18 protein-coding genes and 1 other RNA gene are annotated in these 23,165 nt (G+C 43.1%); 8 read left to right on the plus strand and 11 right to left on the minus strand.

The window, feature by feature from the left end; genetic code table 11:
* Positions 1-266 precede the first annotated feature (266 nt).
* Both hisI and ACPUEK_RS11440 read right to left on the minus strand, forming a co-directional pair.
* Positions 267-671, minus strand: coding sequence for a phosphoribosyl-AMP cyclohydrolase (gene hisI, locus ACPUEK_RS11435; RefSeq protein ID WP_067033802.1), 405 nt, complete (start codon positions 669-671; stop codon positions 267-269).
* The gene (locus ACPUEK_RS11440; protein ID WP_425640831.1) at positions 668-1,531 is read right to left on the minus strand and encodes a 6-carboxytetrahydropterin synthase; all 864 of its coding nucleotides are present in this window, start codon (positions 1,529-1,531) and stop codon (positions 668-670) included. The genes hisI and ACPUEK_RS11440 overlap by 4 nt, the downstream gene beginning before the upstream one ends.
* 205 nt (positions 1,532-1,736) lie before the next feature.
* Between ACPUEK_RS11440 and ffs the strand changes: the two genes are divergently transcribed.
* The 3 genes from ffs (at position 1,737) to ACPUEK_RS11455 (ending at position 7,427) form a co-directional block, all read left to right on the plus strand.
* Positions 1,737-1,833: signal recognition particle sRNA small type (gene ffs / locus ACPUEK_RS11445), an RNA gene on the plus strand.
* 597 nt (positions 1,834-2,430) lie between these two features.
* Positions 2,431-6,504 (plus strand): PAS domain S-box protein, encoded by a 4,074-nt coding sequence (locus tag ACPUEK_RS11450; protein ID WP_425640832.1) that lies wholly within the window; start codon positions 2,431-2,433, stop codon positions 6,502-6,504.
* Complete coding sequence (locus ACPUEK_RS11455) at positions 6,504-7,427, plus strand: diguanylate cyclase domain-containing protein (protein ID WP_425640833.1); 924 nt, start codon at positions 6,504-6,506, stop codon at positions 7,425-7,427. Before ACPUEK_RS11450 ends, ACPUEK_RS11455 begins: the two co-directional genes overlap by 1 nt.
* A gap of 15 nt (positions 7,428-7,442) precedes the next feature.
* Here the strand turns inward: ACPUEK_RS11455 and ACPUEK_RS11460 are convergent, their stop codons facing one another.
* Complete coding sequence (locus tag ACPUEK_RS11460) at positions 7,443-8,834, minus strand: diguanylate cyclase domain-containing protein (protein WP_425640834.1); 1,392 nt, start codon at positions 8,832-8,834, stop codon at positions 7,443-7,445.
* Between the two features lie 203 nt (positions 8,835-9,037).
* Between ACPUEK_RS11460 and ACPUEK_RS11465 the strand changes: the two genes are divergently transcribed.
* Positions 9,038-10,129 (plus strand): D-2-hydroxyacid dehydrogenase family protein, encoded by a 1,092-nt coding sequence (locus ACPUEK_RS11465; RefSeq protein WP_425640835.1) that lies wholly within the window; start codon positions 9,038-9,040, stop codon positions 10,127-10,129.
* A gap of 37 nt (positions 10,130-10,166) precedes the next feature.
* Here ACPUEK_RS11465 and cpxA read toward each other — a convergent pair whose 3' ends face one another.
* On the minus strand, positions 10,167-11,591 hold the full coding sequence (gene cpxA / locus ACPUEK_RS11470; RefSeq protein ID WP_425640836.1) for an envelope stress sensor histidine kinase CpxA: 1,425 nt from the start codon (positions 11,589-11,591) through the stop codon (positions 10,167-10,169).
* Entirely contained in the window at positions 11,588-12,280 is a 693-nt protein-coding gene (locus tag ACPUEK_RS11475; protein WP_425640837.1) for a response regulator, read from the minus strand. Before ACPUEK_RS11475 ends, cpxA begins: the two co-directional genes overlap by 4 nt.
* 187 nt (positions 12,281-12,467) lie before the next feature.
* Between ACPUEK_RS11475 and ACPUEK_RS11480 the strand changes: the two genes are divergently transcribed.
* From ACPUEK_RS11480 to ACPUEK_RS11490, 3 genes are all read left to right on the plus strand, one after another.
* Positions 12,468-12,953 carry a Spy/CpxP family protein refolding chaperone gene (locus tag ACPUEK_RS11480; RefSeq protein ID WP_425640838.1) on the plus strand — a complete coding sequence of 162 codons (486 nt, stop codon included), beginning with the start codon at positions 12,468-12,470 and terminating at the stop codon, positions 12,951-12,953.
* 534 nt (positions 12,954-13,487) lie between these two features.
* Complete coding sequence (locus ACPUEK_RS11485; RefSeq protein ID WP_425640839.1) at positions 13,488-15,359, plus strand: methyl-accepting chemotaxis protein; 1,872 nt, start codon at positions 13,488-13,490, stop codon at positions 15,357-15,359.
* A gap of 213 nt (positions 15,360-15,572) precedes the next feature.
* Positions 15,573-16,496: an AEC family transporter gene (locus tag ACPUEK_RS11490; RefSeq protein WP_425643034.1), complete on the plus strand. Its 924-nt coding sequence runs from the start codon at positions 15,573-15,575 to the stop codon at positions 16,494-16,496.
* A 384-nt stretch (positions 16,497-16,880) separates the two neighbouring features.
* Here ACPUEK_RS11490 and gntR read toward each other — a convergent pair whose 3' ends face one another.
* From gntR to ACPUEK_RS11520, 6 genes are all read right to left on the minus strand, one after another.
* A complete protein-coding gene (gntR, locus tag ACPUEK_RS11495) occupies positions 16,881-17,885 on the minus strand; it encodes a gluconate operon transcriptional repressor GntR (RefSeq protein ID WP_067218639.1) in 1,005 nt (334 codons plus the stop codon).
* Positions 17,886-18,024: 139 nt separating this feature from the next.
* Complete coding sequence (locus ACPUEK_RS11500; protein WP_067033831.1) at positions 18,025-18,519, minus strand: gluconokinase; 495 nt, start codon at positions 18,517-18,519, stop codon at positions 18,025-18,027.
* 90 nt (positions 18,520-18,609) lie between these two features.
* The gene (locus ACPUEK_RS11505) at positions 18,610-19,926 is read right to left on the minus strand and encodes a TRAP transporter large permease (RefSeq protein ID WP_067218642.1); all 1,317 of its coding nucleotides are present in this window, start codon (positions 19,924-19,926) and stop codon (positions 18,610-18,612) included.
* 1 nt (position 19,927) lies between these two features.
* Positions 19,928-20,479, minus strand: coding sequence for a TRAP transporter small permease subunit (locus ACPUEK_RS11510; protein ID WP_067033836.1), 552 nt, complete (start codon positions 20,477-20,479; stop codon positions 19,928-19,930).
* 93 nt (positions 20,480-20,572) lie between these two features.
* Entirely contained in the window at positions 20,573-21,589 is a 1,017-nt protein-coding gene (locus tag ACPUEK_RS11515; protein WP_067099254.1) for a TRAP transporter substrate-binding protein, read from the minus strand.
* Between the two features lie 237 nt (positions 21,590-21,826).
* Complete coding sequence (locus tag ACPUEK_RS11520) at positions 21,827-22,723, minus strand: LysR family transcriptional regulator (protein WP_425640840.1); 897 nt, start codon at positions 22,721-22,723, stop codon at positions 21,827-21,829.
* Positions 22,724-22,829: 106 nt separating this feature from the next.
* Here ACPUEK_RS11520 and ACPUEK_RS11525 point away from each other — a divergent pair, with 106 nt between their 5' ends.
* Positions 22,830-23,147, plus strand: coding sequence for a DMT family transporter (locus ACPUEK_RS11525; RefSeq protein WP_067038294.1), 318 nt, complete (start codon positions 22,830-22,832; stop codon positions 23,145-23,147).
* Positions 23,148-23,165 lie beyond the last annotated feature (18 nt).

The raw sequence follows: 23,165 nt of genomic DNA on the forward strand, positions 1-23,165 counted from the left end.
GACGTTATCTATCCATAAATGCAAGATTAATTCCACTTTTTCTTTATTTTTCAATATCTTGGGTTTTGTTTTTTAGCGCGTTGTGTTGCGAGTGGTTACTTTTCTAGTTAAAGGGGAGTTTAAAATAGAGACAAGTAGCGACAGTGCTATTGTGTTGCTTTGTCGGTATGTAATAGAGATGGAGGGCAACAGATAGAGAGGCGTTTAAGGCGGAGTAAACAGTCCACTTCCTACACGGGTAAGCAAGTGGACAGTTCTGGTAAAAATTACTGCGGATCGGATTCGATTAACACTTTTCCATCTTTAACTTCAAAAAAGAAACAGTCACGACGGTTCGTGTGGCAAGCGGGCCCTTGCTGATCCACCTGTAACAGGAGCGCATCGCCGTCACAGTCAAAAGCCATAGACACAAGGCGTTGACGATGCCCTGAGCTTTCACCTTTGCGCCAATAGGTTTGGCGAGAACGAGACCAGTAACATACTTGCCCCGTTTCTAATGACTCGCGAATGGATTTTTCGTTCATGTAAGCCAGCATTAACACTTCTTTCGTGTCATGCTGCTGAGCGATCGCCGCGATCAATCCGTCTTGATCCGTTTTTAGATTGGCCAATACGTCGTCTAAATTTAGCTCTGTGCCTTTAGGCGACATTTCAAATGCTTTTAAACTCATTTCTCTACCTTTACTTCAGAGATGGCGCCTTTACCGATGCCTTCAAAGGCGTGTACTTCAATGGTATCGCCTGGGTTTTCTTTCGCGAGTTGTTGCGCCACATGGCTCGATAATGACTCGACGGTGGAATCGCAATCGAGCATGTAGACTTGATCGCTGCGGATAATCAGTTCAAAGAGCCCTTGAGAGGCCGCATAACTGAAGTGGTGATAGCGTTGGCCATCTTCATCAATAATGCCAATTAAGTCTTCATGAGTGCCTAGATAAATATCATTCCAACGGGCAGACCAATCCTGATCGAGCGTACGGTCACGTTCACCATTGCGATAGATTTCAATCACCGAACGATGACCATGAACGATACGCTGGCAGTTACCATCGTGCTTTTTTAGACCATGGCTATATTGGTACTGAGCTTCGTTTGAATGTTCAGGGTGGAAGTGCACTGAAACGGCTTCCAACTCTGCTGGCAAAAGGTCTAGGATTTGTTCTTCAACCCATTTGGCAGCATTGTCAGCTGTGATCTCATCGACAGGCAGTTGTGCAAAGGCTTGCTTTGGCGCAGTGCAAGCAAAGCGCTGGCCGTTTTGATGTTCGAATACAAATGAGCTTCGGCCATCGTCCAGAGTTTTAATAACGCTACTTTCATGGTTAGCTGGTACTGCCAGTTTGTGGTCAATGTGCGTATCAAGCCACTGCTTGATCATCTTTTTTACGATGCTAAAGTCACACACCATGCTTTCATCGTTTAGCTTCCCTGTTAGCACGATATCGGCTTGCCAGCTTTCTCCTAACACACCACGGACAGGGCAGAAGTAAGAAAGGTCGACGTGGGTTAAGTTTTTAACAAACAGCTTCAACGATACATCCTCAAAAGTTAATTGGCGGGTATGGTACTAAATGCGCTTGCGGATACCAACGCTCCCATACAAAAGATGTTAATTTAAGCACAATTGAAAAAAACTGCGCTAAGTGACTGAAAAATATAAGTAGATCGGTTGCACTTTGAATTAGGGTGCGTATAATTCGCTTCCAAGGTCAACGGCACCTTCTCTATGGTGTCTCCGCTGGTCCCCTCGCAACAATACATCGTGAATCTGGTCAGGTCCGGAAGGAAGCAGCCACAGCGATTGACTTGTGTGCCGAGGTGAGGCTGGTGGAGATGCCACCTTAATTCCCCTCTGTAAATTGAAGCATAATGTGACAAATTTGAACCATAAGTTGTCAAATTTGCAGTATATGCTGACATAACCTATTTTTAAGTTGTTATTTAGTTACAACTTACAGGTAATGGTTATGTACAATCGCAATCTCCGCAAACTCAACCCAATCCAAACAAAAACATCTACAAATTCGCGAATAGAAAGAACCGCTCAACCATCATGTGTGAAAGTGGTCTAGAGTTTGACGCTTGTTTTCATCTTGAGTTTTCCCCTTCAGTAGTTTCCTTTGAATCTCAACCCACCGGCATTTGTAGTGGTGTAGTGAATTTGGCCACTTGATTAGATGTCATACATTCAGTTCATAAACCAAACAGGTGAGCTAATGACTAACCCAAGACGGTGTGTTTTTGCGCTTAGTCTTATCTTGTCAGTTTCATTTTTTCTCATCACACAAGCTTACAAAACTCTACGCTTTATAGCCTACTCTTAAAGGTGCTTTGTAATTATTCTAAAACTTTGGATTAGTTGTTACGGGTTGCAAGCAGATTTCTAATCTATTTTCTATAGCTGTGACGAGTGACTTAAAGATGAAGATAATGAATCGCTGGTTTATCGCTAGCTCGATGTTTGTCATGAGCTTAGTGGCGGGTGTTTGGGTGAGTTATGATTTCAATTATCAACAAATTCTTGAGCGAGAGCAGAGAGCGCTTAGCAGTGCATTAGAAGCTGAGCGATTGTTGTTCCAGGCTAAATTAGATAAGTACGCTAGCGACATCACAATTCTTCAGTCAATCCCACCGGTACAAGCCATTATTCAAGCCAAGTCTGATTCGCAAAACTCTGAGGTCTTAACTATATGGAAGTCGCGTTTGAAATCCATATTTAAGAGTTATTTGACTGCGAATGAAATGGCTTTTCAGTTGCGTTATATCGGATTTGATGAGAATGGCAAAGAGATAGTGAACGTGAAAAAAGAAGCGGGAGTCGCCCAAGTAATTCCGGAGCGCCTACTTCAGGAAAAAAGTGGAAGGGACTACTTCTCAGAGATTCGATTGAATCAATTTTCGGGCGTATACATTTCAGATATTTCGTTAAATCGAGATTTCGATAGCATATCGATACCCTACAATCCAACCGTCAGAATCGCTGCAAAGGTGATGGCGAGTGACGGAGTACCATTTGGTTTTATTGTTATTAATGTTTCTGCGAATGCAATTTTCAAAGAATTGATTTCGAAGGTTCCTAAAAATGCGTCTTTGTACATCACCAATGATAAAGGAGAGGTGCTTTATTATCCTGATGAGTCTTTGAATTTTGCCTTTGAGCATGTTGATGTCCCTGTCTGGGATGAGCTCTATTCTGAGTCTCAAGAAATGTTTGTTTTGAATGATGGCACAAAGATCACTTCGGTCAATCCTAGTCGCTCAATTATTGCGAAAGTTAATCTCCCGCTTACCAGTGGGCTCAATTCGCTTAATATTATCTTGAAGAAAGATGTTGATGACATTCGCTTAAAGGCCATGAGTGCTACCTTTTTTAGTGTGGGTTGGGTTTTTGTGATCTTTGTTGGTCTAATATTTGTCATCTTTTCGTTTCGTAAAAGCCTTAAGGCTCAAGCTGCTTTGTCAATCGAGAAAACGGAAAAAAGCATGATTGTTGAAAGTAGCCAAGATGCAATTTTAGGTGTGTCTATCGACGGTACTATCACCGAGTGGAACAATAGTGCTACAAAAATGTTTGGGTTAAGTCGTCATGAAGTCATTGGTGAATTCACTCGGGATGTTTTCTTAACAGACTCTGTGCAAACGGAAGATGAGTATATAGTTAGCCAGTTTGTCAAAGGCTACAAGGTGAAACCCTTTGAAACGAAGCGACAAACCAAACGTAGTCAAGTATTTGATGTGTCTGTTTCGGCCTCTCCTATTTGCGATGAGCATGGCGAACTCATCGGTTTTTCGAAAATCATGCGTGATATTACTGAACAGAAGCGAGTATCGAATGAACTTGAGTTGTTAAATGCCTCTTTAGAAAAAGAGGTCCAGCAGCGCACCGTTGAACTGAACAAAAGCTACAGTTTGCAGGCAGCCATCATGGATAAAGCGGCTATTGCTATCATTGCTACTAATGCGCAAGGCTACATTACGCTTTTCAATCCTGCCGCTGAGAAACTCTTAGGATACTCGGCCGAAGAACTAATAGGTAAACAAACTCCAGGGCTGTTTCATCTTGAAAGTGAGGTGGTAGCGCGCGCTATAGAGTTATCAAATGAATTGGGGCAAAAGATTGAGCCCGGTTTTGATGTGTTTGTTGCTAAAACGTTAGCTGGGTTACGTAATGAAAGAGAGTGGACTTACGTTTCTAAGACAGGGCATAAAATCCCTGTCTATTTATCTATAACTGCACTTTACGATGAAAATGACGAGGTTTCAGGCTTTCTTGGAATGGCAACTAATATTTCCGAGTTATCGTCCAGCCGTAAGAAACTGGAGGTGCTAAAGGATCAACTGGCGAAAGCTTCTGAAATTGCTGATATCGGTATTTGGAGCTGGGATCCGAGTAATAATGACGTTTCTTGGAATCAAAAGATGTATGACGTATATGAAATCGAAAATAATAATATGCGAGTGCCTTTTAGTGACTGGGTGGCCATGGTCTCTGAAAATGATAGAGAAAGGGCGATTGAGCACTTTAAGCGTTTTACGACGGATGGGGATGAGTCATCTATCGTATTCGATATTGTTACTGCCAAGGGAAATAGGAAGACTATTCATGCCTCGGCTACCATTGAACGTGACCAGTTTGATGATTCGGTTAAACTGATAGGTATCAATAAAGACATAACAAAGCAGACGCAGTATGAAAATGCTTTGAAGGAAGCGAAAGATGCTTCCGAGCAAGCCAGTAGGACCAAGTCAGAGTTTGTTGCCAATATGAGCCATGAAATTCGTACGCCAATGAATGCCATCATTGGTCTGCTCGCCTTATTGCGTAAAACGTCATTGACTGAAAAGCAAATTGATTACGTTTCGAAATCGGATTCGGCAGCACGTTCTTTATTGCGAATTCTAAATGACATCTTGGATTTATCGAAAATCGAAGCGGGCAAGTTAGACATTGATCCACATCCATTCAACTTACATGATTTGGCCGGCAATGTAGCATCACTCTTGAGCACGTCTATAGAAAAGAAAGAGCTTGAATTGAGGATTGACGTTGATCCGGCGTTGCCGAAATTTGTGACTTTGGACTCATATAGGTTACAACAAATCCTGATTAATCTTGCCGGTAATGCAATTAAGTTCACCACTAAAGGTTATGTGGCTATTAAGCTCAGTCTTGATAAAACTTCTGATCATATCTTGCATGTTGAAGTGGTTGATACGGGTATTGGTATCGCCAAAGACAAACACGCTTCTGTATTTGAGGCATTCAATCAAGCCGAAACGTCAACCGTCAGAGCGTTTGGTGGTACAGGGCTTGGATTGGTTATTTCTAAGACACTGGTTGAATTAATGGGTGGGGAAATTAGCCTTGAAAGTATTGAAGGCTCTGGATCAACGTTTAAATTTTATGTCCCATTTATTGATGGCTGCGATGAGTCATCTTGTTCGTCTCAGGGTCAGCAAGATTCAGATCATGTATTAACGTATGAAAAAAGACTGCAGGACGTAACGATATTATTAGTGGAAGATAATCCAATTAATCGGCTCGTAGCAAGAGAGTCTCTGGAAGCGGAAGGCACAACAATTTTAACGGCTGAGAATGGCGAGCAAGCAGTGGCGGCAGTAAAGGAAAGTGGTGCGGTTATCGATGTTGTATTAATGGATGTTCAAATGCCGATTATGGATGGCTATACCGCGACAAAAGAAATACGTGCATTAAAGAGTTTTAGTGATATTCCAATTATTGCAATGACGGCGAACGCTTTATTATCAGATAAAAAAGCGGCTGCACAGGCAGGTATGGATGATCATATAAGTAAACCTTTCGATATTGCCCAGTTGGTTAGAATAATTAGTACTTTTACTGTGCCAAATGTTTCATCAAAGGATGTCATGTATACTGACAGCAAAACTCAAGTAGAGCTAAGTGATTTTAATCACGAAGCTGCGCTGTTGAGGCTGGGTGACAACAAGGGGATTTTATGTACTGCAGCCGAGTCTTATCTGGCAGAATCTGAGACCGCGATGGGCAGCATACCGACAGTTGTGACGGATGATAATGTATCTGACGTGATGCGTGCGATACATTCGCTTAAAGGCGCTTCCTTAACGATCGGCGCAGAGCGCATAGCTGAAAAGTTGGCTGAATTAGAGGTAGACTTAAAGCTGCATAAATACGAACATTATTCTGCTAAAGTAAATGAGACTTCAGAGCTACTTGTTAGTGCTTGTAGTGCAATACGGGCCTATCTTTCGGGGCAGGCTAAAAGTGTAGAGCAAGGGCATGTTGTTCCAAAAAAGGAATCAGTGACTCGTCTTGAGATCATCGAGTTATGTAACATGTTGGCACAGTCTAATATGAAGGTACTGGATATTTGCTCGGAGCTGAAACGTAAAGATCAAGGGCCATATCATGGTGTTCTTTCGGAGATTGACGCGGATGTTCAGAATCTTGATTTTAGAAATGCACAGGCTCGTCTAGAGCGGTTTTTGATAAGTGAGTGCTAATGGATTTTTTTAACCTTAAAAATGCTGATGTTTTAGTTGTCGATGATCAACTATCGAATATTCAGCTGATGAACTTGTTGCTCAAGGATCATTACAATATTTTTATGGCTCGCTCAGGTGAAGAAGCGCTCGAAGTAATTGAGAAGCAGGCTCCAGATATTATTCTGCTCGATGTTAAGATGCCTGGAATGTCTGGCTTGGAAGTGTGCCGTTTATTAAAGCAAAATCCATTGTACGAGAATATTCCTGTCATTTTTATTACGGGCTTGGAAGATACAGACGATGAGATCGAATGTTGGAAAGCTGGGTGCGTAGACTTTGTCCGTAAACCGATAAATAACTATACGCTTATCAATCGGGTAAAGGCGCATCTGACGCTTAAATTTCAGTCTGACGCCTTGCGCCGTATCGCTCTAACGGATGGCTTAACCGGTGTGGGAAATCGACGGTCATTTGATATACAGTCTCCTGAATTGTTTAAAATGTGCTTAGATAACGCCCTGTCTTGTGCTGTTATTATGCTTGATATTGATTTTTTTAAAGGTTTTAACGATTGTTATGGCCATTTAGCTGGAGATGATTGTCTAAAACTGGTTGCTACGACCATGGAACAGCAGATACCAAAGGGGAAAGGGCAGCTTGCCCGTTATGGGGGCGAGGAGTTTGTTATGATGCTAACAGGTCTTGCTGAAGAGAAGGTCGAAGATGTTATAAAATCCATCTTGAAAAGTGTTGTCAATCTCAAAGCTCCTCATGAGCAGTCATTGTGTTCGGAGTATGTGACGGTGACCGCAGGCTGCGCTTTTGTTGGACGTGATGCAAACATGCCGCTTGAAGATGTGATTCATCAGGCGGATGGTCTGCTGTATCAAGCAAAGCAAGCAGGAAGAAACCGGTTCGCTAGTGTATCGCTGGGCAGCTAGCACATTAAGTGTTTTTTAAATAATGTGACCTTGAGGATAGTGCGGTATCTGGCTGTTATTTTTGTGTGCTTCTTTTTGTTTGTACATATTATGATCGGCGGTATGAAGTAGCTCCTCTTGTGTAGTAGGTATGTCGGGATAGTAAACCACGAGACCAATACTGATTGAAGGCGTTATGACACTACCTTTCCTGTGTAGAGGTCTATTCTCAATATGTTGTTTGAGCGCTTTTGCTCTCTCATTTGCCGCAAGTTCTGTATAGGATGAGTCTAGAACGATTAAAAACTCATCGCCGCCTACACGTGCAATAAAATCTGTTCCCTTCAGTATATTGTTGGTTAACTGTGCAATATGCTTTAGCAGTGCATCTCCCGTTTCATGGCCAAACTGGTCATTTATCTGCTTAAATTCATTGAGATCAATGTTTAGCAGGGCAAAGCCAGTATTTCTTTTTGATGGCCTCATGCGCTGTTCTAGTTGATTGAATAAATATCGTCTATTTGGGAGGTGAGTCAGCTCGTCTTTGAGTGATGCTTTATGAGCCAGTTGGTAAGCTCGATATAATAAAAATACTGAGATATAGAGAATGAGTGCGCCAGTGTAGCCAAAGAATTGTGTGATGTTGCGCTCAAGTTTGGCTAAATCAGACAGTCCTGCAGTACTTTTGACTGCAATAAGCCATTGATTATTCGGTAAGAAAACGGGTAACAGTTCGTCTGGTGACTCGAATACCTTTTCAGATCCTAAGAATACATCCACTGCACCGCTGACGGTGGTTCGCTGTATTGCAAAATTGGCATTTTTTAAATCCCTAATATTGCTTTCCTGAAGTATGTCGGCAAAGTTAAGTACAATGCTTGTGCTTCCCCAATACTTTTGGTTGATTGGGTAATCAAGAAATATAGGGTACCTTGCGATGAGAGCTTGCCCGCCTTGAACAAGCTCAATAGGGCCGTCCAAATATACATCACCCGATTCCTTTGCTTTCATTGCTGCTGCGTATTGTTCGGGCGCTGATCTGAAATCTAAGCCAATGGCGGCTTCATTTCCTTCCAAAGGGTATACGTGGCTTATGACATTGTCAGGTGCAATCCCTATGTTTCGAATATGAGTGGATTTCTGGATCAAATCCGACGCTACACTGTCCCAATTATCAGTCACGGTACTAGTGCTGACCCTTAGTACAGTCGCTAAAGATCCTGCAATATAAACATCTTCGTAGATAGCGGATTCAATTTTCGATCGAATTAACGCGGCTTCACGACGTAGATTTTGTTGCTCCTCCTGAGTAATTCGGTTTGTACTTAGCTCTGCATAAAACTGAACAACCAATACGGAGGTAACCCAAAAGGCAGCCGTGAAAACGAAAAAGGCTTTGTGGCTATGTTGTCTTATGATGCTAAGCATGTAAGTAACTTCTTTTTGTTTTGAAGTGTGATGATTGTATCTTTCAGTATGAAGTGACTTATCTATTATAATTGTGCAGTAAAAAAGAACCATTGAAGAATGGTTAAGAATGGTAACTTTTTATGTTGTTAGTAGATAGGCGAGAGTTTATCACTCATTTAGTGAATGCTTTTTAAGGTATCTATGATGGACTGTGTGATCATTTGAAAGCTGATGACGAAGAGCTCTGTCGTGCATTGACGTTAGCGAAAACAGCATTCTGTCTTCTAAACGGTGGAAACCTGATACTCTTGCTAGACTTGATTGAGGTATTTAAGTCATTTAAAGGTTTTCATTTATTAGGGGAAGGTCACTTGAAAATTGCTGTTTTGGATGATTATCAAAACGTTGTAAAAGAATTAAATGCTTTTGAGTTATTAGGTGGTCATGATGTCATCGTTTTGAACCAGTCCTACTCGGAAGAATATTTAGTAAGTCAGCTGATGGATGTGGAAGCAATTGTATTAATTCGTGAACGTACAGTCATCACAGAGTCATTGTTGAAAAAGTTACCTAGCTTGAAAGTGATCAGTCAAACCGGAAAGGTGTCTAATCATATCGATGTGGCTTTATGTCAGCGTTATGGGGTTGAAGTATTAGAGGGCGTTGGTTCACCTGTTGCGCCAGCAGAGTTGTGTTGGGGATTAATAATGTCCGCTTCACGCTATATCCCGCAGTATGCCAATGCTTTACGAAGAGATCTGTGGCAAAGCTCTAATGGGCTCGGTCTGGGTCGTACCTTAAAAGGTCTATCGCTGGGTATCTGGGGTTACGGAAAAATCGGTAAGCAAATTGCGCGTTATGCGCAGGCCTTTGATATGCAGGTGTTGATTTGGGGTGGCGAGCCTTCTCGAGAGCAGGCTATAAAGGATGGTTTGTTAGCCGCTTCTTCGAAAGCAGACTTCTTTGCTGATGCTGATATTATCTCTCTTCACTTACGTTTGAGTGAGTGCTCAAGAGGGTGTGTAACAGCGGAGGATTTGGCGTTGATGAAGCAAGATGCGCTGTTGGTAAATACAAGTCGTGCCGAGTTGATTGAGCCAGGTGCGCTGTTCGATGCTTTGCGACATTCTCCCAGACGCCATGCAGCGATTGATGTGTTTGATGAGGAGCCAGTCCGATTAGTTAACGAGCCTCTATTGATGCTGGATAATGTGACGGCCACACCGCATATCGGTTATGTAGAGCATAACAGTTACGAGCTCTATTTCGGTGTGGCGTTTGAAAACTTGGTGAATTGGCAAGAGCAGAGGTAAACGTGCCAATCTATAGACTAAAGATAAATAAAGTATATTATTTATCTTTTTGTTCTATTGGCAGTTCGACGGTAACCTTCAGGCCGCCTAAGTCGCTTTGTGACGCTTCGATTGAGCCATTATGCTGTCGAATGGCATTTTCAGTAATAGCAAGCCCTAATCCGCGACCTCCACTATGAGCATCCCGTGCTGTAGAAACGCGATAGAAAGGACGGAAAATTGCTTCGCGTTCCTCCTTTGGTACGCCGTCACCATCGTCTTCAACCGTTAGCGTTAAGCGGTTCGAATCTACCTTCATATTGATCAAGATTGTTGTTTTACCGTAATAGATGGCGTTTCTAACAATGTTTTCTAGTGCGCTCATCATGAGCTGCGGGTGACACAATAATGCTCTATCTGGAATAGTATTATAAGTAAGCGACTTCTCCATTTGTTCGGCTTCGTACTGAGTGTCTTCGAGTAGCGCTTCCCATAGGCTGGCTAACGGCTGGTGCTCGCGATTCATGTGGCTGTCAATCTGCATCCGAGATAAATCGAGCAGATTGTTGATCATGGATTCTAGGCGCTGGGTTTCGGTATCGATTCGAGTGAGTTCAGGGCTTTGGCCTTGTTTGCGCTGTGCTAACGAGTTGGCCATACGTAAACGAGTCAGAGGAGATCGAAGCTCATGAGATATGTCTGACAGTAAGCGCTGTTGACGAGAGATCATCTGATTAACGGCTTTGACCATTTGATTAAAGCTGGCACCTGCTTGGCGGAACTCTGAGGTGCCTTTCTCTAGGCTCGGGTCGATGTCAAACTCACCTCGGGCAACACGTTTCGCGGCACGTTCTAAGCGACGAGCAGGTTGGCTTAATGCCCACGCCAGCCATAATAGTAAAGGCGTGCTGATGAGCATGGTGGCGAGTAACAGTTGAAATGGATGATCGAACAGTTGAATTAAGAAGCTAGGAGGACGGCTCCATTTGACGCCTACATACAAATAGTAATCCGTTTGAGCGAGTCGAATTGGAATAGGGCCAGATAGCATGTAGCGACCATACAATTTTTGCTGCGGAATATTTACGTTTTCAATGTTCGTCACTAGATTTCGGACTGCGCGCTCTTCGGGGGTCGGCCGGCCTTGTAGCGATAAAATGTTGCCATCTGCATCGGTAATAAAAAAATCAAAACCGGAATCGCGGCGTTTGTCAGAATTGTGGCGATCATCATGTTCGTTATTGCGACGATTGCTTGAAAGTTGTGAGACGATAGATTCAATGGAGCTTTGATCGGCAAAGTGTCGCTGGATGTTGTCGCGCGCTTGAAGTAAACGTTGATAATAGGGGGCAGGTATATCGCTTACTTTTCTTGGATCAAAGTGCGGTAATGAAAGTACCGCCATTAGTACTAGAAACATGGTGAACCAAAAGATGGCGAAGATACGGCCATACAAACTGGTTATTTTTGGTAAGCGCATCATTCGCCGCCTTCTGTTAATAGATAGCCTCGACCTCTAAGTGTTTTAATGCGTGTTTTGCCGTTGCTCCAATCTGGCAGCTTTTTTCGAAGATTCGAGACATGCATGTCCACAGCACGATCAAAAGGTGCGAGGCGTTTGCCAAGTACATCGAGGCTTAGTGTTTCTTTGGTGAGAATTTGACCAGGGTGTAAAATGAAATGATGCAGTAGTGCGAATTCGGTACTGGTTAGCTCCAATAGGGTGTCGTTACAGTAAGCCTCGACCTTGCCTGGGTAAAGCTTGATGTCGAAGTATTCTACCGCTGCAGGCGAGGATGGCTCTTGTTGATGAGTTTGTGAGCGCCTTAAGATAGCCCGTATTCTGGCAAGTAATTCACGTTCACTAAAAGGCTTAGATAAATAGTCATCTGCACCCAATTCAAGACCGACTACACGATCAATTTCTTCTCCTTTGGCTGTCAACATCAATACTGGAGTGTCTGAAGTTTCACGAAGTCGCTTTAGAGTATCGATACCATTTAATTTTGGCATCATGACATCCAGTAAAATGATATCAATTTTACTGGATAGCATTTCTAAGCCTTCTTCACCGTTGCTGGCGACTGAAACGGTGAAGTTTTCATACGTTAGAACTTCAGACAGCAGTTCTGTTAATTCGGTGTCGTCATCGATAAGAAGAATGTTGGCCATGCGCGATTATTGTTAACCCATTAATACGATTTAGATTTAGTTAGTTTACTGATAAATATAAACAAGCGTTATGTCTTTACGATCTTTTACGTTGCGCGGACGTTGCTTTACCTTGCAGAACTTATTCTATATTCAAGCGCTGTGAAGGCAGCCTCTTACATAGTATCTAATTAAAGGAAAAATGATTATGAATATCCGTAAAAAAATAATGGTTATAGGTTTAGCACTTCCTCTAATGCTTGGTACGGCCAGTGCGTTCGCTGGCGGTAAAGATCATGATAAAAAAGGACGTGATCGTTGTGGGTCTGATGCTCACCTTATGCATAAACTTGATTTAAGTGATAAACAGCAAGATCAATTGAAAGCATTGCGCCTGTCGGCTCGTGAAAACATGAAAGCTCATCATGAATCAAAAGAGGGTGTTCGATCATCGCATCGTCAAGAGGCAGATGAGTTGGTCATGGCCGATAAGTTTGATAAAAAAGCGGCTGAGAAGTTTGCTCAAAATATGGCGGATCAGCAAGCTAAAGTGATGGTGCAGCGCATGATGGCGCAGCATGAAATGTATGGTGTGCTAACGCCTGAGCAAAAAGAGCAATTTACAGCATTGAAAAAAGAAGCATCAGAGGCCTGTAAAAGTGACAAGCCTCGTCATGGTAAAAAACACGATTAATAGTACCCATTCCTAAATACCAGTAAATATTATCAAATAGGAATTGCCCTGCTTCGAAAGAAGTGGGGCTTTTGTTGTGATCTTACGAATTAATTAAATAATTTTTGTTGGTGCTTAATTTAGTGATCAAGTTGATCCTAGATGTCCATCATAAATGCTTTACGCTTAGTCAATAAAAAAGTGATTGAGAATATTTATTTGACTAAAAGGTTAGGATTGCATGTTTACTTGTTCCTAGAAATATTAAGATATATTTTATTTATTATAGTGGGTTTGATATTTTATTCTGTTTCTTTATAGATGGTCGATGTTATCGTTTTTGGCGTTAGTTTTCTTTTTTTTGACTTAATTAAATGCTTTTTTGTCATTGTGTTTCCCTCATTGTAAGGTATCTTTACGATTTTTTTAGGTGCCAAGTGTTGCTTCTAATAATGAAGCTTGGGTTTTATTGAAAACTGTATTGGAAAAATGATGTTTAGCGATTGGCTTTTACAGCCCAATAGTATTCATTAGGGAATAAAAACAGGATATAAAATGCGTTTCAATCATAAAATTGTTGGGGCTTCTGCTCTATTGCTACTGTTAACTGTTGGTCTTTTAAGTATTCAGCAGCTGAACACGGTGAAATCAGAAGTTGAGAGTATGGTGGCGAAAAGTCTGAATGAGATTGAGCGGGGAGTACTCAATACTATTCATGCTCAGATCAGCAATAAAAAGGCCTTAGCGCAGTCTATTACAGAGACGGTTCAGTTGAATCCGAATGATCGTACATTGGTGAAGAGTATTTTGAAGCAACCGGCTCTCAAAGAAAGCTTTTTATCTGCAGGTATCGGTTATCAAGTAGATGGTGCTATTGTTGATAATAATCCTAATTGGACTCCTGACGCTGGCTATGACACGTTATCTAGGCCTTGGTTTGTGGGGCCAAAGCAATCCGGTAAATTGGTTATTACAGAACCTTATATCGATCTATCGTCAGGTGACACCATTGTTTCCATTTCAACACCAGTATATGAGAGCGGCCAATTCATCGGTTCCATGTATTACGATATGGAGCTTGATGCGTTAGCCACGTTGGTGAATTCAGCGAACTTGTTGGATGCAGGGTATATTTTTCTAATGACGAAAGAGGGCAAGACTATTGCGCACCCTAATATTTCCAATAACGGTAAAAAACTATCGACATTTTTGCCTGATGTTAATATTAAAGAAGGCACTCAAAGGTTGAGTATTGAAGGTGTTCCCTTCATGGTCAATATGATGCTGGATAAGAAGCAAGGATGGTACATTGTTTCTGTCGTTGATGAGGATAAAGCGTACGCCGCGTTAAGTAAACTTCGTAATAATTCCATCATATTTGTGGTCATTGGTTTGGTAATTAGCATTATTGTATTGATGCTTATGATCAAAGCGCTGCTGCGTCCTTTGGATAGTTTGAATCTTGCCATTCAGGATATTTCAAGCGGTAAAGGGGACTTAACCAAGCGTATTGAAGTAAGTACTACTCCTGAGTTTGCTAGCTTAGCGCAAGGGTTCAACCGGTTTACAGAAAACTTGCAGTCTCAAATTCAGCAGCTAAAGCATCTTGGTGACGAGATTGTCGAAAGTGCGGATGAAACCGTCTTGGATTCTAACAAGTCCACCCAAGCAACCCATAAACAAATGCAAGAGTTGGATTTATTGGCAACAGCGATACATGAAATGGCGATGACGGCCAATGAAGTGGCGGAGAACGCTCAAAGTGCCTCATCCGCCGCGCAAGATGTTGATAAGAATACCATCGAAGGCTCGAAGGTTGTGAGTGATACTGCAACATCTATTGGTGCACTATCTAAACGTATCGAACAGGCGGTTGTGCAAGTACAAAATTTAGAATCAGCAACGTCTAACATTGAGACCGTTTTGAGTGTTATTAATGATATTGCCGATCAGACCAATTTGTTGGCGCTGAATGCTGCTATTGAGGCGGCGCGTGCAGGTGAAAGTGGACGTGGCTTTGCCGTGGTTGCGGACGAAGTTCGAACGCTTGCGCAACGTACTCAGCAATCCACTACTGAGATAAAAGAGATGATTGAGCAGCTTCAATCAGGCTCTGCAGCGGTCTCTATTGCGATGAGTGAGAGTCGAGCAACGGCTAGCGAGGCGGTAGACAAAGCTCGCTTTGCCGACGAGTCATTGCGTAATATTAGTCGTGCCATTGAGCGTATTAGTGATATGAATATACAAATTGCTTCGGCAGCGCAGGAGCAAAGCCATGTCGCTGAAGACATTAATAATAATGCGGTGAAGATCAAAGATTTATCTACCGAAGTATCCGAGCTGGCTAAGTCTTCAAATCATGCCATGGAGACTCAGCGAGTAAGCACATCTTCGCAGAAGGCGCTTTTGGATCGATTTATTGTTTAAGAAACGCTAATTGATTTGTTGATTTAAACGCCTCATTCTGAGCTAGTACCCAATAGTTTGATTGTTTGATTATTAGGAGCTCATTGTGGGGCGTTTTCATTTTTGAATAAGTGTGTTGAATTATGAAGTGCTGCTTTATATTTCTAAATGGTTGTTTAGGGTAATATTAGGATCTTTACATCCTCTCAAAAGTAAGGATCTGCTTTGGACGTTGTGCTTAATATTACCGCTCCTATCTTCTTTCTTATCTTATTAGGCTTCGCTGGCACGCGGTTTGGATTGTTGCCTAAAGAAGCTCTGCCAGCGTTGAGTCGTTTTGTTCTTTATTTTGCCTTGCCATCGGTGATGATTACCAAGATATCTGCGCTCGATTTAAGGGCGGTTGTCAACGTGCCGTATATGTTTGTGTATGCACTAGGTGGACTGGTGGCTTTTTTCATAACATTAGTCATTGTTCGTTACGTGTTAAAAGAAGTCTGGAGTGTGGCGGCGGTTAGTAGCATGGGGGCGATGATGCCCAACAGCTCCTTTATTGGTTTTCCAATTCTGCTTCAATATTTAGAGAATGCGCCCGCCCAAGCGTTTGCTATGGCATTGGTCGTGGAGAATATTATCTTTTTGCCTTTAGCGCTGATGCTCATTGAATCCTTTTACAACCATCAGCCTGGTGTTGGAAAGCAGGTGTTTGTGAAAGTTCTCAAGCGCATTGCAAGCAATCCTATTATTTTGTCCGTGTTCGCTGGGATTATGCTGTCTCTGCTGGATCTGCGATTACCACATTTTATGCGTAGTGGGCTTGAGCTTCTTGCAATGGCTGCGGCGCCAAGTGCACTGGTTGTGATTGGTGGTTCTTTGGTGGGTGTTGCTATTGCTGGCAGCAAAGTTCGCACTGGAATTGTTGCTAGTATTAAGCTGTTGCTATTTCCAATGGTCGTATTTATTAGCTTACAGGCTTTTCCAGATATGCCTAGGGAGCTTCAAGTTTCGGTACTTGTTTTTGCGGCTATGCCGATGTTCAGTATTTTCCCGATTTTAGGCGGTGAATACGGGCAACGAAGCTTTTGTTCAAGCACCTTGTTGGTGACGACTGTGTTGTCGTTCTTTAGCATCAGCGCATTATTGCTATTATTACATTGAGTTAGCCATGTGCGTATAGCGTGGGTTTAAACCAACCATCTCATGACGCTATTTCCTTGAATGTCGTAAATGGTGATAAGAGAGGCGTATTTAGCAAGACCATAAGGGCAGCAAGCGCATATTATTACTCTCGACATCGCGTCATATATTTGCTCTGCCCGATATTGTATGCGAAGTCCTCTATGGAATGGTGATCTATTTCGATCGCTTTCAAATGGTTATCTAGCTTTCATAAATGGGGGATTGCTAGGTGACCGCAGACGAAGTGTCCTTTTACACTGAGTATGCCGAAAGTGATTAACGTCACCCTTTAAGGGAAGTATGCGCGACTCTTCAACACCCCGCATACTTCCCTTTTTTTATCCCTTCTTAGCTCCACTTTATCTAAATTTTCTTGATGCTTTCGCCACATTCAATTTCGTAGGCCAATTCAATCACCGAGGCGTGTCGCGCTTCTCCGTGAATATTTTTCAGTAATTGTTGGGCGGCTAAGCGTCCCATTTCCTCTCGCGGCGTTACGACCGTTGCTAGCAGTGGCACCATTGCCCTGGCGATGTCATGACCATGAAACCCCGCAATACCTATGTCTTCGGGTACTCGTAAACCTTTCTTTTGGCAAGCATACAACGCGCCGATGGCTAGGTCATCATTGGTGCAAAAAATGCCATCAATATCGGGATACTCAGACAGTACTTCTTCGAGAAATTTTGCGCCTAGTGTGAATGAAGAGGCTGATCGGGTTTCTTTGATCGCAGCGGTCAGGTTATTAGCCGCCATTGCTTGCTTGTAACCTGCAATTTTTTGCAAGGTACGTTCATCCATTCGGGCAGCAAAGTAGACGATATTGCGGTGACCATGATCAATCATGGTTTGCGTCATCTCTCGAGCCGCTGCGCTGTTGTTGATGCCAATGATATGCAGCGGACTTGTCGATGTGGAGTCCATGATTTCAATGACAGGAATACCAGCGTTCTCAAGCATCTTTTGGGCTTTGGGTGTGTGCTGGCTTTCTGAAATGATTAAGGCATCAACGTTATAAGATAGCAGTGTTGCAATGCGTTGCTCTTCTAGGTCTTGGCTGTAGCCAAAGTGAGCGAGCATGGTTTGGTAGCCTTCGGGCTCTAGGACGGTTTCGATACCACGAATGACTTCTGCAAAGACTTGGTTTGTTAGTGACGGTAGCAATACACCAACGGCGTGGCTTTTGGATTTAGAGAGAATGTCTGGCGCGCGATTAGGGATGTAGCCTAAGTCGTCCAATGCGTGTTGAATTTTATCGCGTAGCGGGTCAGATACTTGATCTGGGTTACGGATAAAACGGCTCACGGTCATTTTAGTGACGCCGACTCGTTCGGCCACATCTTGAAGTGTAGGGCGCTTTTTCTTCATCCTGTTAGGTCTTTTTTAAAGTATTGTTAGCGGTCACATTACCACATAGAGAGTTCGGTGCGTATCGACCAGACACCAAAAACACAAACAATAATAAGAAGTTAGCTGGCACTTGCGTTTCGCAGTATCAGCTATCAAGTTATCGTAATGCCAGCTCTGAGACGCTTTTAGAAAAAACATCATCCAGCGAATGGCGAATGTCGATTGCAATCACATCCGGTTCGTTCTCTGGTTCTACTAAGGTTTCAAACTGACTTTCCAGCATACTTTTTCCGTTAAAGTAGTGACCATCACGTTTCTGGTGGCGCTGCCAAATGGTGTCGAAATCTCCTTGTAGATAGACAATGGCAAGGTCGTCTATATTGTTGCGCAAAATATCACGATAAGATGGCTTTAAACTTGAGCACGCCACCACCGCTGAATCGTTATCACGTAGAATGTGGTTAAGCGTGTTTAACCAGCCGTAACGATCCTCGTCTGTGAGCGGAATACTTTGACGCATCTTTTTAACATTGTTCTCACAATGATAATCATCGCCATCGAAAAAAGGAAAACCGTAATGGTCCGCGAGTTTTTGTCCCATAGAGGACTTACCGCACCCAGAAACGCCCATCACAATGATTTTCTTTATCATATTAGTGCCTCTCCTGCGAAGCACCTGGTCGTGCTTCGCGATATCTGTAGATGTTGCAATTAAGTAGTTCTGTTCAAAATATAAGCGTTTCTATTTCCACCAGATTGCCAGCTGAGGGAAGAAAATTACCAAGGCCAGTACCGTTACTTGAAGGGCGATGAAAGGCAGCAATGAGCTGAAAATTTCTCCTAAGCTAATGTCTTTTGGCGCAACCGATTTAAGATAGAAGGCTGCCGGACCAAACGGTGGTGATAGGAAAGACACCTGCATGTTTAGACAGAACACAACACCAAACCAAACGGGGTCTAGTCCAAGATTGGTAATAATTGGCACAAAGATTGGCATGGTTAACAGTGCCACGCCTACCCAATCTAGGAACATGCCTAGTACCAGTAAGATCGCCATCATGATCAGCACGGTGCCCATAACGCTGCCGCCAGATAGGGATAGAATCGTCTCTTCAACGAAATCAATACCGCCCATAAGGTTATATACGCCGACCAGTGCTGTTGCACCGATGCCGATCCAGATGATCATGCCGCAGGTACTCATAGTCGCTTTAGCACTTTCCTTAAGCATGTCGAATGTTAATTCGCCACGAACCCAAGCGCTGAAAATAATTCCGACGACACCCAGAGCTGAGGCTTCAGTTACCGATGCGATACCGGTATAGATACTGCCTAAAACAACGGCTACGGAAAGGATGGGAAAGAATAGCGCTTTGAAATAGTTGGTGTTCTTGTCTTGAGCCAGCTCTTCGTCACTCGGAAGAGGTGCATATTCTGGGTGCATACGACTGATGATGAGTACATAAGCCATATAGGAAAAGGCTAGGATCAAGGCGGGTAAAAAAGCCGACTTAAATAAATCGCCAATAGACACACTTGCTGTTAGGCCATAGATAATCAGCACGATACTGGGTGGCAGCATGGTGCCGAGTGCACCGCCAGCACAGGTCGTACCGATCGCCAATTTTCGGTTGTAACCGAGGCGTAGCATTTGTGGCAGTGCAAGAATGCCCAATAAGACAGTCTCACCACCGATTACCCCTGACATAGAGGCAAGTATGATCGCGACCACTAAGGTCTGGACAGCGACACCGCCACGCACCTTGCGCCCGACGACTTTCATGGCATCGAATAAGTCTCTGGCAATGCCAGAGCGGTCGAGTAAGGCGGCCATGAGCACAAACATGGGGACGGCCAAAAAGACATAGCTGCCAACAAAGCTGTATAAGCGACTAGTGACCAACGGTAGAGCATCAATTCCAAACCAGCCGACGGCAAAAATGAGTGCCACCAGCCCTGTTACCATGGCCAACTGCATACCTGTAAGCAACAGAAGGATCATGGAAACTAGCATTAGTAGGCTGCCGTAGCCTATGCCCAAAGCGGATAAATCAAACATGCTATGACTTCCTTAGGTTCAGTATTTCTTGGATTAGGTGCAGAGCAAACTGAACCCACATCACACATACAGTTATGAATATGGTGATTTTCACGTAGGCAGGGAATGGCGGGTTCCAAGCAGAACCGGATGTTTCAAAATGAATGTCACCAAAAGGGGAAAAAATAGCACTTTCGGTCATTTGATACGCCGCATACGCAAGTAACCCTGCAAAAATAAGCCCCATAATATGATGGAAAACATTCAAATATTGACGGGTGCGGTCTGAAACAGCATCGTAAATGAGGACTACGCGCACGTGTTTGTTGGTGGCTAGAGCATAGATGCCACCAAATACGAATAAACAGCCACCGATAAATGAAGCCGATTCGTGGACCCACATGGTCGGGGCATTAAACACATAGCGCATGACAACTTCGTAAAAAGAGATGCCGACGGTAAATAAAAACAGCAAGCTCAAGGCGTTACCAAGGCGTACGATGGCTTTATCTAATAGGTTTCGCGGCTGTTCTGTTGGATCTTCTGTCTGCGGAATAGGAGTATTTTTCTTCATGGGGTAGGGTCCAGTTTAAAACAGGCGCTAGGAAATCGGCTTATGACCGGTTGTCCAGCGCCTGTTTTGTTTGGCATCAAGGCTTCTTAGGTGTTAAAGAAGGCCGTTTTCTTCTAGGTAAGTTGTCACAGAGTCATACACTTTTTGTGCATTTGGAGACTCTTTTGCAAACTCTTCCCATTGCGTACGAGCGATCGCTCGGAATTTTTTACGTTCTTCTGCAGACCAATCATGAATAGTGATATTTGGGTCTTCTTGAGCCGCTTTAACGGCTTTCTGATCCGCAATACGAAGCTGTGTTGTAATATCGTTGGCGAAGTCACGTACTGAAACGGTCATGATGGCTTGCAGATCTTCAGGCAGCTTGTTCCATTTTTTCAAACTCATTGAGATATCAATCAATGGTAATGAATGGAAACCTGGCTGAACGGGATGGGGAGCAATATCATTCATGCCCGCTTTTTGGTTTGTCGAAAATACAGTGTAATCTGCGGCATCAATAACGCCTTTGCTAAGACCTGTGAAAACTTCAGAACCTGGTAAGTTAACGGGTGTTGCACCGGCTGCCGCGAATACTTTTTGCACCAAACCTTCAGGAGCGCGAAGTTTAAGGCCTTTTAGGTCATCAACACCGTCTAAAGGTACGCGCGAAACGAAGGACTCTACGCCCGTCGTTGAGCCACCAATGAACTTTACACCATAGGGTGCGTACAGTTCGTTCATTAGTTCGTAGCCGCCGCCATAATTAATGTATTGCAATAATTGGCTTGTATCAGACCAAGCACCAACGGTATTGCCAATTAAACCGAACGCTGCATCTTTACCCGAGAAAAACTCAGTTGCCGTTACTTGGCCATCAAGAATGCCCATTTTAATACCGTCTAATGTTTCTGTGTGTTTGAACACACTGCCGACAGGTAATAGGTTGATTTTGATGCGACCGCCTGACATTTCTTCCACGCGCTCAGTCCACTCTTTCTGAACTTGGAAATTTTTGTCGCCAGATGGGTCTGATGATTGGAATTTAAAGGTGAAATCAGCAGCCAGTGCAGATGTTGAAAGTGCGCCTGCAATCGTGGCAGTAAGTAACGTCTTAGCAAATTTGCTCATGATGTTTTCCCGCTATTTATTGTTTTGAAGGAAGATAAAGTCACAAGTGACGAGGGTATGTTACCGGTAACTTTGGTGAATGTTACCGGTAACTTTTGCTGCTCGTCAACAGGCATCTATAGAAAATATGAGTCAGAGTGGGCGCTGCTTCTCTGAGCGTTCTAGAAATCTATAAAAATTAACGAGTTAGATAATTAGAAAAATACGGCGATAGAAGAAGGTGAGAAATCGGATCGGTTAACTTAAGCATTGGTCTTTTGGCATAACGCGTTTTAGTTCATTTTGTAGCCAAGTTAATGCAGGGCCTTTAGTAAGACCTCTGGGCCATACAATATCAATAGGGGCTTGCCAAGTTTGATGATCAAAGCTGACATCAAGCTTAATTAGTTCTTTTTTATCAATATAGGGTTGGGCTAAGTAAAGCGGAAGATAACTCCAGCCAATGCCTTGTTTGACTAATGTGAGTGCGTTAAGCGTGCTTGAACACCACCATACGTTAGGTGTCACACTCATCAACATGGGGGATTCCAATTGTTGGCTGCCACGTATGGCAATTTGCCGGTAGGGGTATAAATCGGGTTCGTTAATACCTTCTCGTCGCGCCAGTTCATGATCAGGGTGACAGATGGGAACCATTGGTATCTGGCCAATGTAACAGAAATCCACTTCTTTGATGGCACTGATTTCAGACACCATAATGCCAAAAGAAGCCTGATTATTAAGTAGCAGTGGAATGATGTCGGGTGAGGGGTGAGTTTGAATGTCTAGTTGCGTATATGGGAACTTATGACAAAAAGTGGCTAAGACAGAGGCAACGGCAGGTGTCATCAAAGCATCGTCTAATACAATCCGTAAATTACTTTCTTCTTGTTGGTTGATTGCCTTAGCCATTTGTACAAACTCTTCCGATTGCGCTAGTAAGGCTTTTGCGCTGCGGTAAAGGCGTTCGCCAGCAGGGGTTAGCATGGGTTTTCGTGTGCTACGATCAAACAGCTCGACATCCAGGTCGATCTCAAGAGAGCTAATGGCGTGACTGACTGCTGATTGAGCTTTTCCTAAGCGTCTAGCGCAGGCGGAAAAGGACCCTAAGTCGGCGGATAGCACTAACATACGGATGTGTTCTAAATTTTGCATATCTATTTAATCGATAGTAACTAACTTTAAACCATCATATATCCAGATATTATAAAGGGCAATACGGCATGTTTGCTGGCTACAACTCTATAAGTGGAGGTGAATAATGGGATGGATATATTTATTGTTGGCTGGATTGACTGAGATTGGTTGGCCATTAGGCATGAAGATCGCGCAAGAATCGTCTACTAAATGGCCGGGTCTATTGATGGCTGTATTCTTTTTAATCACCAGTGGCGTATTGCTATGGCTAGCGCAAAGAGACATTCCAATGGGGACGGCTTACGCTGTGTGGACAGGGATTGGTGCAGCGGGTACGTTTATGATTGGTGTGATGTTTTTTAATGATCCTGCGTCGCTTATTCGATACTTAGGTATTTTATTGATTATCAGCGGTGTTGTCGTTCTTAAATTAGCGCACTAATGATAGTCATGGTGGTTT

Source organism: Marinomonas gallaica (genome assembly GCF_049821165.1).
Lineage (GTDB): Bacteria > Pseudomonadota > Gammaproteobacteria > Pseudomonadales > Marinomonadaceae > Marinomonas > Marinomonas gallaica.

What these genes read in the sequence shown, in the direction of transcription:
- hisI (WP_067033802.1), bottom strand. Translation starts at nt 671, where the DNA reads ATGAGTTTAAAAGCATTTGAAATGTCGCCTAAAGGCACAGAGCTAAAT.
- ACPUEK_RS11450 (WP_425640832.1), top strand. Translation starts at nt 2,431, where the DNA reads ATGAATCGCTGGTTTATCGCTAGCTCGATGTTTGTCATGAGCTTAGTG.
- ACPUEK_RS11455 (WP_425640833.1), top strand. Translation starts at nt 6,504, where the DNA reads ATGGATTTTTTTAACCTTAAAAATGCTGATGTTTTAGTTGTCGATGAT.
- ACPUEK_RS11460 (WP_425640834.1), bottom strand. Translation starts at nt 8,834, where the DNA reads ATGCTTAGCATCATAAGACAACATAGCCACAAAGCCTTTTTCGTTTTC.
- cpxA (WP_425640836.1), bottom strand. Translation starts at nt 11,591, where the DNA reads ATGATGCGCTTACCAAAAATAACCAGTTTGTATGGCCGTATCTTCGCC.
- ACPUEK_RS11475 (WP_425640837.1), bottom strand. Translation starts at nt 12,280, where the DNA reads ATGGCCAACATTCTTCTTATCGATGACGACACCGAATTAACAGAACTG.
- ACPUEK_RS11480 (WP_425640838.1), top strand. Translation starts at nt 12,468, where the DNA reads ATGAATATCCGTAAAAAAATAATGGTTATAGGTTTAGCACTTCCTCTA.
- ACPUEK_RS11485 (WP_425640839.1), top strand. Translation starts at nt 13,488, where the DNA reads ATGCGTTTCAATCATAAAATTGTTGGGGCTTCTGCTCTATTGCTACTG.
- gntR (WP_067218639.1), bottom strand. Translation starts at nt 17,885, where the DNA reads ATGAAGAAAAAGCGCCCTACACTTCAAGATGTGGCCGAACGAGTCGGC.
- ACPUEK_RS11500 (WP_067033831.1), bottom strand. Translation starts at nt 18,519, where the DNA reads ATGATAAAGAAAATCATTGTGATGGGCGTTTCTGGGTGCGGTAAGTCC.
- ACPUEK_RS11505 (WP_067218642.1), bottom strand. Translation starts at nt 19,926, where the DNA reads ATGTTTGATTTATCCGCTTTGGGCATAGGCTACGGCAGCCTACTAATG.
- ACPUEK_RS11510 (WP_067033836.1), bottom strand. Translation starts at nt 20,479, where the DNA reads ATGAAGAAAAATACTCCTATTCCGCAGACAGAAGATCCAACAGAACAG.
- ACPUEK_RS11515 (WP_067099254.1), bottom strand. Translation starts at nt 21,589, where the DNA reads ATGAGCAAATTTGCTAAGACGTTACTTACTGCCACGATTGCAGGCGCA.
- ACPUEK_RS11520 (WP_425640840.1), bottom strand. Translation starts at nt 22,723, where the DNA reads ATGCAAAATTTAGAACACATCCGTATGTTAGTGCTATCCGCCGACTTA.
- ACPUEK_RS11525 (WP_067038294.1), top strand. Translation starts at nt 22,830, where the DNA reads ATGGGATGGATATATTTATTGTTGGCTGGATTGACTGAGATTGGTTGG.